Annotated in this window: 7 protein-coding genes and 1 riboswitch; of the genes, 1 reads left to right on the top strand and 6 read right to left on the bottom strand. The window is 61.0% G+C overall.

The window, feature by feature from the left end:
- The first annotated feature begins 1 nt into the window (after position 1).
- Positions 2 to 430: a thioredoxin family protein gene (locus tag JFT86_RS22785; protein ID WP_201238423.1), complete on the top strand. Its 429-nt coding sequence runs from the start codon at positions 2 to 4 to the stop codon at positions 428 to 430.
- A 111-nt stretch (positions 431 to 541) separates the two neighbouring features.
- On the opposite strand, the gene JFT86_RS22790 is transcribed toward JFT86_RS22785, so the two are convergent.
- The 6 genes from JFT86_RS22790 to cobW all read right to left on the bottom strand — a co-directional run bounded on the left by JFT86_RS22790 (position 542) and on the right by cobW (position 11,152).
- On the bottom strand, positions 542 to 2,101 hold the full coding sequence (locus JFT86_RS22790; RefSeq protein WP_201238424.1) for a TerC family protein: 1,560 nt from the start codon (positions 2,099 to 2,101) through the stop codon (positions 542 to 544).
- Between the two features lie 386 nt (positions 2,102 to 2,487).
- Positions 2,488 to 4,134, bottom strand: a complete 1,647-nt coding sequence (locus JFT86_RS22795) for a phospholipase D-like domain-containing protein (RefSeq protein WP_201233615.1) — start codon at positions 4,132 to 4,134, stop codon at positions 2,488 to 2,490.
- 200 nt (positions 4,135 to 4,334) lie between these two features.
- Complete coding sequence (locus tag JFT86_RS22800; protein WP_201238425.1) at positions 4,335 to 4,970, bottom strand: VWA domain-containing protein; 636 nt, start codon at positions 4,968 to 4,970, stop codon at positions 4,335 to 4,337.
- Between the two features lie 20 nt (positions 4,971 to 4,990).
- Positions 4,991 to 5,992 carry an ATP-binding protein gene (locus JFT86_RS22805; protein ID WP_201238426.1) on the bottom strand — a complete coding sequence of 334 codons (1,002 nt, stop codon included), beginning with the start codon at positions 5,990 to 5,992 and terminating at the stop codon, positions 4,991 to 4,993.
- A 237-nt stretch (positions 5,993 to 6,229) separates the two neighbouring features.
- Entirely contained in the window at positions 6,230 to 10,078 is a 3,849-nt protein-coding gene (gene cobN / locus JFT86_RS22810; protein ID WP_201238427.1) for a cobaltochelatase subunit CobN, read from the bottom strand.
- Positions 10,079 to 10,081: 3 nt separating this feature from the next.
- Complete coding sequence (gene cobW, locus JFT86_RS22815; protein ID WP_047598592.1) at positions 10,082 to 11,152, bottom strand: cobalamin biosynthesis protein CobW; 1,071 nt, start codon at positions 11,150 to 11,152, stop codon at positions 10,082 to 10,084.
- A gap of 97 nt (positions 11,153 to 11,249) precedes the next feature.
- Positions 11,250 to 11,462, bottom strand: a riboswitch (cobalamin riboswitch).
- Positions 11,463 to 12,436 lie beyond the last annotated feature (974 nt).

Here is a 12,436-nt window from a genome sequence, read left to right on the forward strand (position 1 = left end):
CATGAGCGTGAATGCAGCTCTCTCCGAATTGGCGCCCACTTACCGCAAAGCCCTGAAAACCTGGCGCCCGGTGATCCTCTACTTCGCCAACGAACACTGCCCCGCCTGCGAATGGGCCGGGCCGGTTTTCCGGCAGATCGCCGAGCCGTATCGGCATCGCGCCAATATCTACATGCTCAACACCAGCGAATCACCGCGCCACCCACAGGTGACGGGGACGCCGACGGTGCTGTTCTACAAGGACGGCAGGCTGGTGAAAAAACTCAAGGGGATTGGCGACGAGGAAACACTGGCGGCGGACTTTGCCCGGCATATTGGCAGGACCAAGGCCCCGACGGTGCAGCGAAAGCAACAACATGACCTGAGCTGGCTTCGGCGCACATTGCGCAACCTCTGCACCGTCCCTCGTGCGCGCCGACAACTTTGCTAAGTCCCTAATCCCCTGTAGGAGCTGCCGCAGGCTGCGATCTTTTGACTTTGCTTTTTAGAAGCAAGATCAAAAGATCGCAGCCTGCGGCAGCTCCTACAGGGGAGTTGTGGGTTAGGCGGTATCGCGGGTCAGCAACACTCGCGTCACCCGCCGTTCTTCGACTGCTTTGACGGTCATTTGCCAGCCTTCGTACTCCAGACGATCACCGATGACCGGCAAGCGATCAAGCAAGCTCATCACCAGCCCGGCCATCGTCTGATAATCCTCGGTCGGCTCGGCACCGAAACCGGTGCGCTGGCGTACACGTGCAAGGTTCAACGCACCACTGACCAGAAAACCATCCTGCTCTTCAACCACATCGGGGCCTTCAATTTCACTGGCATCGGGCAGCTCACCGGCAATCGATTCAAGAATGTCGGTCATGGTCAACACGCCAACGAAGTCACCGAACTCGTTGACCACAAACGCAATGTGCGTCGACGCCCCACGCATCTGTTCCAATGCATTGAGGATCGAATAGCTGTCGAGCAGGTTGATGGTCTTGCGTGCCAGATGCTCCAGATTGGGTTCGGCACCGGCCAGGTATTCCTTGAGCAACTCTTTTTTGTGCACGAAGCCCAGCGGTTCATCCACCACGCCGTCGCGGATCAGCGGCAGACGCGAGTAAGACGAGTGCATCAATTTCGTGCGAATCGCCTCGGCATCGTCGGCCAGATCGATGGTATCGACGTCGGCGCGTACGGTCATCAGGCTGCGGATCGGCCGCTCGGCCAATTGCAGCACGCCGCTGATCATCACCCGTTCACGACGGTCGAACAGCTCAGCGCTCGGCGCATCACCATTGTCGAGCAGGTCGGAAATCTCTTCACCAACCTCCTCCACCGCCAGTTTGCGACCGCCGAGCAAACGCATCACCGCATGGGCGGTACGTTCGCGCATCGGCCGCAAGCCCTGCATCGAGCGTTTGCGGCGAGCCCGGGCGATCTGGTTGAACACCTCGATCAGGATCGAGAAACCGATGGCCGCGTACAGATAGCCTTTCGGGATGTGGAAACCCAGACCTTCGGCCGTCAGGGCAAAACCGATCATCATCAAGAAGCCCAGACACAGCATGATCACTGTCGGGTGCGCGTTGACGAAACGCGTCAGCGGCTTGCTCGCAACAATCATCAGGCCGATAGAGATGATCACGGCGATCATCATCACCGCCAGCTCATCGACCATGCCCACGGCGGTAATCACCGCGTCCAGCGAGAACACCGCGTCGAGCACGACGATCTGCGCGACGATCGGCCAGAACAACGCATAAGCGCTGTTGGTCGAGCGCTCGCCGACATGGCCTTCCAGCCGTTCGTGCAACTCCATGGTGGCTTTGAACAACAGGAACACACCACCGAACAGCATGATCAGGTCTCGACCAGAGAAGCTCTTGTCGAATACCTCGAACAGCGGCTGCGTGAGGGTGACCAGCCAGGAAATACTCGCCAACAGGCCAAGGCGCATGATCAGCGCCAACGACAGGCCGATGATGCGTGCGCGGTCACGCTGATGCGGCGGCAGTTTATCGGCAAGGATTGCAATGAACACCAGGTTGTCGATGCCCAGCACCAGTTCCAGCACGATCAAGGTCAACAAGCCTAACCAGGCCGTGGGATCCGCTAACCATTCCATAAAATGTCTCTGTCTCTCTTCAGTGAATTCAGGCTGCCGGACACGGCAAAGCGCAACGCGAAGGCTCTGGAGCCGCGTTATCAACGATAGTCAGGTGTCGGAAAACTGGATGCTGCGAGTGCGTCAAGACCGCGCCGTGGCGCGAAGGGAAGGTACGACTGGGAGGCTCCGAGAGGGTGTTCATGTAGTTCCTGAATGAAAAAAGGCCTTGAATCGTACAGGCTGAAGCGACTTTTCCTACAGCGCGAAATCATTTCAAAATCTGTAACAACCTCGCCATCCTCCCTGTAGGAGCTGCCGCAGGCTGCGATCTTTTGACTTTTTTTAGAAGCAAGATCAACAGATCGCAGCCTGCGGCAGCTCCTACAAGGAAGTAAGTGAGTCATTCAGCGGCCGGCAAAGCGTAGGCGGGACAGCTCGCGCAGATCGCCTTCGACGTAGTAATCATTGGTCCAGCTGTCATCCACCGCCAACGGACTGACCTGCTTCAACGCCAGTTTTTTCGCGAAATAACGAAAGCGGTAATGCTCATAAAACCGTAGCAGCTCCAGACCATAACGATCGGCCAGATCGGTATCGCCACGAATGATCAGGTAGTTCTCGTCGTTACCGTTGCTGGCCGAAACGCTGAGGTTGTGACTGCCGCTGATGATGGTCGGGGCGTCCGTGGTGAAGTCGGTGACCACGGCTTTGGTGTGCACCAGCAAATTGCCTTTCTGGCCTTTCATGTTTTCGCGCAACCAGCCTTCCAGACCGGTGTTGAGCAACGCCGTTGCCGCGAATTCGGCCGTGCGGTCGGCGTGGAATCCGGTGATGCTACTGGCCGTGTTTTGCAGGCCGTAACGCAAGATGTCGTCGTGCGGCTGTCCGAGCAAGGCGTTGAGGATCGCCTCGGGCAAGGTAAACGCGGTGACAAACAAGACGTCCTTGCGTGCCGCCTCAATGATCTCGACGAACTCGCGCAAATCACCGCCGCCGGTACGTGGCGAGAACCCGGCAAACAGTGGCTGCGCAGGGTCCATCGGGTTGTGTTCGGTGATCCAGTCGCGGGTCTTGCCGACGTCATCGGGCAGCGCCCAGATCTGCTCGAAGACTTGCAGGTAACTGGCCGCCATCGCCTTCTTGTCCAGTACATGCACGACATTGGCCTGGCGATAAACGCCGTTCGCGGTGAAGTTGGTACTGCCGCACAACACGGCCTGGGGCTGGCGTTGGCCCGCCGCATCGAGTCGACTGAGAACGATGTATTTGTTGTGAAAGATGTTGTGCGTGATGCGCCCGCGCTTGTTCGACGCGGGCAGTTTGGCCAGGCTCGCCTCGTTGAGCGTGGTGTCTTCATCATCGGGCCGGGCGTGGTACAAAACGCGAATCTGCACGCCGCGCTCGAAGGCCGCATTCACGGCGTCGACGATGGCTTGCAACTGATATTCATAAATGGCGATGTCCAGCGCCCATTGCCCATCGACCGCGCGCTCGATAAACCCCAGCAAACGTCCGAGCAAGCCGTTCTCCAGCCATTGTCTCGCGGCATCGGGCCAAGCTTCGATGGGCATGTTTTTGTTGGCGCTGATCTGCGCATCGAGTTCGGGAAATTTGCGCTGGAACGCCTGACTGGCGGCCACGGCGCGGTTGAAGATCACGTTTTGATCGGCCGGATGACCGTCGTCGCTGGTGACGGTCAGTTCGAGGAATTCACCCAGTTGCGGAGCATCCGGCGTGCCATAAGCGAGGTGGACGCGGTAGTGAATCGTCATCCCTGGATTGACCGCGTAATCGGCCCAGCGGAATTTCTGCAGTGGGGCCTTATCGCTGGGCGTGGCGTGAAACTGCGGGAACGTATGGGTTTTACCGGGGAAGGTCAGGCTGTTGAAGAGAAACAGCCACGGCTTGTCGCCTTGCTGTTTTTCGATGGCGAATCCGAGCAGGCCTTTGCGCCGGGGTTCGGCCAGATCCATCGCCAGCAGCACGCCATTGGTGCCTGCGTAGGCTTTGACGCGGAAGTCGTCTTGAGGGTTCTTGACCAGAATACGCATCGCTCACTCCTTGTGATTGGGCTGGAGTGCAGCATAGAGCAGTGATGCAAATTGTGGTCAATAGACCCGAATCCGCGTGGATCCCATCGCGGGCAAGCCCGGCTCCCACAGTTCCCGAGGTGGGCACAATGCCTGGTTCAGCAGAAAAACCTGTGGGAGCGGGCTTGCCCACGATGAGGCCCGGTCAAACGACATCAGGATCAAAGGTCGTCGATGTGCCGATAATCCGCTGCCAATGCCCCCGCCAGATCCCTCGCCCGACCCAGCCGAATCGGCCCGCGCTCGATATCGATCAACAGTCCCGGACAGTCGAGCAGCGGCAAGCCTGACCACGCTTTCAAGCGCCCGTCCGTGACCACCAGCAAGCGCTGCTGCTCGGCAGGAAAACGCTTGCGCCGCACCGTCAGCCATTGCTGTGCCTGCGCCAGCGCCGCGAGCAACGGCGTGCCGCCGCCCGCGCCCAATGCATCGAGCCAGACACGCAAACCGCTGGACGCCTTCAATCCTTGCACCTGCCATTTCGGCGCTGCGCCGCTGGCGGTCAGTAACGCCAGCCGCGCGCGTTGGCGATAGGCGTCATCGAACAGTTGCGCGAGCAGACCTTTGGCGTCACTCAATGCGTGATGGCGGCGCGTCGAGGCCGAGGCATCGACGATCACCAGCCACAACTCATGGGGCGAACGGGTGCGCAGTTGAAACAGCAGATCTTCACGGCTTTGCGGGCGGCCCTTGAGCAGCGTCCCCGGCCAGTTCACCGAGCCACTGCGAGCCGCATGACGTTTGCCCTGGCGTCCGTTATCCAACCGTCCGGCGCGGGGTCTGGCATTCGCCCCCACGTCAGACCGGGGGCGAATGCCTAAAGCTTTTTTGGCCAGCTCGGCACTTCGCGACGGCTGCCGGTGGCAAGTGCCGGGGCCGGCATGTCACCCCACTGGCCCTGCCCTTCACTCGGGCCGGCCGCAGCGTTAGCTGGAGATTGCGCAGGTTGTTGAGGGCTCGAAGCGGTTTGTTCGCGACGACGATGGCGCAGGGCAAATTCGGCGACAGCATCAATATCCTCTTCGGCGATGGCCGCAGCGCCACGCCATGCCGCGTGAGCGCGAGCAGCGCGCAGCCACACCAGATCGGCACGCAAGCCATCGACGCCGGCGGCGAAACAACGCTCGGTGATGTGCGCCAGCGCGGCATCGTCCAGAGGAATGTCGGGCAACGCGCTACGGGCGTTTTCACAACGCTCGCGCAGGGCCTGTTGTGCAGTTTCCCACTGCGCACAGAATCCTTGTGGGTCGCTGTCGAAATCCAGTCGCCGACGAATGATCTGGCCGCGCTCGGTCGGTGCGGTATGGCCACTGAGCGCGACGTTGAGGCCGAAGCGATCAAGCAGTTGCGGACGCAACTCGCCCTCTTCCGGGTTCATCGTACCGATCAGCACGAACTTCGCCGAATGCCGATGGGAGATGCCGTCGCGTTCGATCAGGTTGATGCCACTGGCGGCAACGTCGAGCAGCAGATCGACCAGATGATCGGGCAGCAGATTGACTTCATCGACGTAAAGCACGCCGCCGTCAGCCTTGGCCAGCACACCGGGAGAAAACTGCGCACGGCCGTCGCTGAGGGCGGCATCGAGATCGAGCGTGCCGACCAGTCGCTCCTCGGTCGCGCCCAGCGGCAACGTGACGAACTGACCGCTGGCGAGCAGATCCGCGAGGCCTCGGGCCAGGGTGGACTTGGCCATGCCACGCGGGCCTTCAATCAGCACACCGCCGATTTTCGGGTCGATGGCGGTGAGGCACAGGGCGAGTTTCAGGTCATCGGCGCCGACCACGGCGGAGAGCGGGAAATGTGGGGTATCGGTCATTTGGGCTTTTCTCTTTCGTGGTCGTTGGTGTGCTTGGCATTGCGGTGTGTCAGTGGTTCGGCCCTCACCCTGGCCCTCTCCCAGAGGGAGAGGGAACTGACCGAGGTGCTCTTTTGAAGTCCACCGACTTGAACTATCCAGTCGAACTCAAATTTTGAACAGCACCCAAATCAGCTCCCTTTCCCCTCTCCCCCCTGGGGGAGAGGGCTGGGGTGAGGGGTGGCTTTCTTGAATGCGCTACATCTCTTCTTCTATATCCAGCAGCAGATTCTCCAGCGCCTCTTTATAAGCACCCGGTTCCTGCCACATCCCGCGCTGCTGTGCTTCCAGCATGCGTTCGGTCATGTCGCGCAGTGCATGCGGATTATGCTCACGGACAAACTCCCGGGTCGCCGGATCGAGCAGATACGCGTCCGCCAATAATGCGTACTGGTGATCGTCGATCAACTGCGTTGTGGCATCGAAGGCGAACAGATTATCGACCGTCGCCGCCAGTTCGAACGCGCCTTTATAGCCGTGGCGTTTGACCCCGTCGATCCATTTCGGATTGGCCGCCCGCGAACGGATCACCCGGTTCAGCTCTTCTTTCAAGGTGCGGATCTTCGGCAGATCCGGCTGACTGTGATCGCCGTGATAACTGGCCGCCGCTTCGCCACGCAGGGTTTCCACGGCGGCGAGCATGCCGCCCTGGAACTGGTAGTAGTCGTTGGAGTCGAGCAAGTCGTGCTCGCGATTGTCCTGGTTCTGCAACACCGCTTGCACCTGACTCAAACGCTGGACGAATTGTTCGCGAGCGGCGGTGCCTTCGTCCGAACCGCCATAGGCGTAGGCGCCCCAGTTGAGGTAAACCTCGGCCAGATCCTCGCGGCTCTGCCACAGTCGACCGTCGATGGCGCCCTGCACGCCCGCGCCATAGGCACCCGGTTTGGCGCCGAAGATCCGCCATCCGGCCTGACGCCGTGCGGCGTCTTCATCGACGCCCGATTGCAGCAGTGCCTCGCGTTCGGCGCGGACTTTGGCGGCCAATGGATTAAGATCGTCCGGCTCGTCCAGCGCGGCGACTGCTTGCACCGCTGCATCGAACAGACGGATCAGATTGGCGAAGGCGTCGCGGAAGAAACCCGACACCCGCAGCGTCACATCGACACGCGGACGGTCGAGCAGGCTCAGCGGCAAAATCTCGAAATCATCGACGCGTTGGCTGCCGGTGGCCCACACCGGACGCACGCCCATCAACGCCATGGCCTGGGCGATGTCATCGCCGCCAGTACGCATGGTCGCCGTGCCCCAGACTGACAGGCCGAGCTGACGCAGGTGATCGCCGTGATCCTGCAAATGCCGTTCGAGAATCAGCGTTGCCGACTGGAAACCGATGCGCCACGCGGTTGTGGTCGGCAGGTTACGCACGTCCACCGAGTAGAAGTTGCGCCCGGTTGGCAATACGTCGAGGCGGCCGCGACTGGGTGCGCCGCTGGGCCCTGCGGGCACGAAGCGCCCGCTGAGGGCATCGAGCAGGCCGCGCATTTCGGCGGGGCCGCAGGCGTCGAGGCGTGGGGCGACGACTTCGCGCAGGTTTTCGAGGATGGCGTGGACTTCAGCCCAGCGCGGCCCCTGTAGGAGTGAGCCTGCTCGCGATGGCGTCAGGTCAGGCAAATCAGTTTTGAATGACACACCGCTATCGCGAGCAGGCTCACTCCTACAGGGGTTGTGCAGTGTCTGCGAGATCAGGTCTGTGGCGAACAACTCCAGGCGTTCGCGGGTGTCGCCGGCGGTGCGCCAGACTTCATCGTTGAGCGATTGCAACTCATCGGGACGCGGGCCCGTCCACGGATCGGCCAGTGCACAATCCAGCGGATCGAAACCCAGCTCAAACGCCTTGGCCAATGCCCGCAGCAAACTCGACTGCGCACCCTTGCCATCGCCGCGAGGAATGCGCAGCAGCGCCAGCAATGTATCGATGCGCAAACGCCCGCTCGGTGATTCGCCGAAAATGTGCAGGCCATCGCGGATCTGCGATTCCTTCAGATCACACAAATAGGTATCGAGACGCGGCAGCCAGATCGCCGCATCGGCGTCGCTGTCGAGCGCCGCATCGAGTTGCAGCTCACGGTCGATTTGCGTGTCGCGCACCAGTTGCAGAATGTCCCGTTGCAACTCACGGGCACGACGCGGATCGAGCAGTTGCGCTTCGTAATATTCGTCGGCCAGCAGTTCCAGATTACGCAGTGGACCGTAGGTTTCGGCGCGGGTCAGCGGCGGCATCAGGTGATCGATGATCACCGCTTGCGTGCGCCGTTTGGCCTGGGCGCCCTCGCCCGGGTCGTTGACGATAAAGGGATAGATATTCGGCAGCGGCCCGAGCAATGCATCCGGCCAGCAGTTCTCGGAAAGCCCGACGCCTTTGCCCGGCAGCCATTCGAGGTTGCCGTGTTTGCCGACATGGATAACGCCGTGGGCGCCATAGGTATTGCGCAGCCAGAAGTAGAAGGCGAGATATCCGTGGGGCGGCACCAGATCCGGGTCGTGATACACCGCACTCGGATCGACCTGGTAACCACGCGCCGGCTGAATGCCGACGAAGGTCAGGCCAAAGCGCAGACCGGCGATCATCATGCGCCCGTCGCGACACATCGGATCGTTTTGCGGCGGGCCCCAACGCTCGACCACCGCAGCGCGATTGGCTTCAGGCAACGCGCTGAACATCGTCAGGTAATCGTCCATCGCCAGGCTTTGCTGGCACGGACGCAAATCAATCGTGTCGAGGTCATTGCTGACGCCGCCGAGCAACTGCTGGATCAGTTCGCTGCCGCTGTCCGGCAGTTGCGCAGTGAGCGGATAACCCTCGGCCTGCAAGGCGCGCAAGATGTTCAGCGCTGCTGCCGGCGTATCCAGACCGACACCGTTGCCGATGCGCCCGTCGCGGGTCGGGTAGTTGGCGAGGATCAGCGCAATGCGTTTCTCGGCATTCGGCACGCGCGCCAGATCGATCCAGCGTCGCGCCAGTTCGGCGACGAAATCCATACGTTCGGGTTGCGCGCGATAACAGACCACGTCGGACTGACTGCGCTCACTGCGCCAGGCCAGATCCTTGAAGCTGATCGGGCGGCTGATGATGCGCCCGTCGAGTTCCGGCAGGGCAATGTGCATCGCCAGATCCCGTGGGCCGAGGCCCTGCTCGCTGTCGCGCCAGCCGGGTTCGTTGTCCTGGGCGCAGATGGCCTGGATCACCGGAATATTACGACGAAACGGCCGTAAATGCGGCGCTTCAGGGCTGGATTGGGCGAAACCGGTGGTGTTGAGAATTACCCCCGCCTCGACCTCATCCAGCCAATCTTCGACGACCGCCAGACAGCCCGGCTCTTTCAGGCTGGCCACGGCAATCGGCAACGGATTAAGCCCCGCCGCTTGCAGGCGCTGGCAGAAAACATCGATGAACGCGGTGTTCGCCGCTTGCAGATGCGAACGGTAAAACAGCACCGCCGCGACCGGCTGATCCGGCAGCCAATCGGCTTGCCAGTCGCGCAGTGCCGCGGTGTTTTTATCGGGGTGGTAAATCGCCGTGCGCGGCAGCGTCTGCGGCTCGCCCCAGGCGTAATCGCGAGCAAGCCAACGACTGGCCAGACAACGGAAGAAATCCAGCGCATTGCCCATGCCGCCCTGACGCAGGAACTGCCAGAGCCGGTCGCGTTCCTCGGCGCCGACGGTGCTCAGGTCGCTGAGTTCCGGATCGGGGCGATCATCGCCCGGCACCAGAATCACTTGCACACCGCGCTCGGACAGTTCGACCAAACGCTCGACGCCATAGCGCCAATAAGCAATGCCGCCGTGCAGCGAAATCAGAATGACCTTGGCATGACGCAGCACTTCATCGACGTACAAATCGACCGAAGCATGATTCTGCACCTGCATCGGGTTGGCCAGACGCAGGCTCGGATAATCCTCGGGCAACTGCTGCGCGGCTTCGGCGAGCAGCGCCAGACTGGAGTCGCCGCTGCACAGGATCACCAGCTCGGCGGGGGTTTGTCCAAGGTCGGCAATGTTGTCATCCGACACGAAACCGCCGGGCTGGGTCCTGAGCAGGTGCATGGCTTAAACGCTGAGCGCGGCGCGCAGTTGCGCTTCAAGTTGCGCCGCGTCGAGTTCCTGACCGATCAATACCAGACGCGTGACCCGCGCTTCATCGGCGCCCCACTGACGGTCAAAGTGCTTGTCGAAACGCGTACCCACGCCTTGAATCAGCAGGCGCATCGGCTTGTTCGGGATGGCCGCGAACCCCTTCACGCGCAGGATGCCGTGCTTGACCACTAGTTGCGTCAGCGCGTCGAGCAACAGGCTCTCGTCGGCTTGCGGCAGTTCGATGGAAATCGAATCGAAGGCGTCGTGATCGTGGTCATCGTGGTCGTCATCACCGTCGTGGTGGTGATCGTGATGGCTGTGACGGCTGTCGATGTGTTCTTCGGAACCGGCGCCGAGGCCGATCAATACGTCCAGCGGCAGGCGACCGTTGCTGGCTTCGATGATCTTCACCGCTGGCGGCAGTTCTTCGGCGACTTCAGCGCGTACGCGAGCCAGATCTTCCGGGCTGGTCTGGTCGGCCTTGTTGAGAATCACCAGGTCGGCGCTGGCCAGTTGATCTGCGAACAACTCGTGCAGCGGCGATTCGTGGTCGAGATTCGGATCGAGTTTGCGCTGGGCATCGACCTGATCCGGGAACGCGGCGAAGGTGCCGGCGGCCACGGCCGGGCTGTCGACCACGGTGATCACCGCGTCGACGGTGCAGGCGCTGCGGATTTCCGGCCACTGGAAAGCTTGTACCAGTGGCTTCGGCAGGGCCAGGCCGGAAGTTTCGATAAGGATGTGATCGAGGTCGCCGCGACGGGCAACCAATTCGCGCATCACCGGGAAGAACTCTTCCTGAACGGTGCAGCACAGGCAACCGTTGGCCAGTTCGTAAACGCGGCCGGTGGCTTCTTCTTCGGTGCAGCCGATGGTGCATTGCTTGAGGATTTCACCGTCGATGCCCAACTCGCCGAACTCGTTGACGATCACCGCGATACGCCGGCCCTGAGCGTTGTCGAGCATGTGCCGCAGCAGTGTGGTTTTGCCCGAGCCGAGGAAGCCGGTGACGATGGTGACGGGGAGTTTGGCCAGTGTTTTCATCGGATGCCCTTTGGCAAGGTGGCGGGCAAACGGGACGAGATCCGCGGCGCAGCTGCGCGCGGAAGAATTCGCCACCGGATCACCCCGCCCGGTTGTAGTGAGAAATCTGTGACGAGGCAGGTCTCCTGGCTGACGGTGTTCAGGCCTTGGGCCTGGCATTCGCTGCGCCTTCCCGCTGGCTCATGGGTTGAGCTGGCAGTGGCGTGGCAGTGAATTTCACCGTTCACAGTTGCGGGGGCAGCCGCGGCTTGGACCGCGTTCCCTTCTTAGCTCCGGTTTTTGCCGGAGAACCTCGAAGGTGCAAGGCTACGCATGGTGTGGTTTAGGGTCAATGGGATTGGGTTTTGGGTTTTTCGTTTTGCGTGCATATCCGTTGCTGCGGGTGTTGCCTCTGGCGGTTTCGCTCTTACAGCGAGTCACTTTTCCAGACGCCGAAAAGTAAGCAAAAGGCTTGGCCCCCGGCGTACGGCACTTCGCTGAGGCTCAGTGTTCCCTCGCTACGGTGTCCATCCGGGGGCATCGCCTACGGTTGGCTGCGCTGCACCTCCTCTCGATGTGTTTGGCTTCGCCAAACGGCGCTGCGCGCCTAACCCCCGGATGGACACCTACGCTCGGCCTGCCGAAGGGGCTGAAGGGCAAAAGCCAAAGCAGATCAAAAGATCGCAGCCTGACTTTTCCCCTGTAGGAGCTGCCGAAGGCTGCGATCTTTTGATTTTGTTGTTTTTTTGGGGGGGGTGGGATTGAGGTTTGGGGGCATATCCGTTGCTGCGGTTATGGCTGCTTAGGGTTTCGCTCTTACAGCGAGTCACCTTTTCCAGACGCCGAAAAGGTAACCCAAAAGGCTTGGCCCCGGCGTACGGCACTTCGCTTGGGCTCAGTGTTCCCTCGCTACGGTGTCCATCCGGGGGCATCGCCTACGGTTGGCTGCGCTGCACCTCCTCTCGATGTGTTTGGCTTCGCCAAACGGCGCTGCGCGCCTAACCCCCGGATGGACACCTACGCTCGGCCTGCCGAAGGGGCTGAAGGGCAAAAGCCAAAGCAGATCAAAAGATCGCAGCCTGACTTTTCCCCTGTAGGAGCTGCCGAAGGCTGCGATCTTTTGATTTTGTTGTTTTTTTGGGGGGGGTGGGATTGAGGTTTGGGGGCATATCCGTTGCTGCGGTTATGGCTGCTTAGGGTTTCGCTCTTACAGCGAGTCACCTTTTCCAGACGCCGAAAAGGTAACCCAAAAGGCTTGGCCCCGGCGTACGGCACTTCGCTTGGGCTCAGTGTTCCCTCGCTACG

The organism is Pseudomonas sp. TH06, assembly GCF_016651305.1.
In the GTDB taxonomy this organism is placed as follows: domain Bacteria; phylum Pseudomonadota; class Gammaproteobacteria; order Pseudomonadales; family Pseudomonadaceae; genus Aquipseudomonas.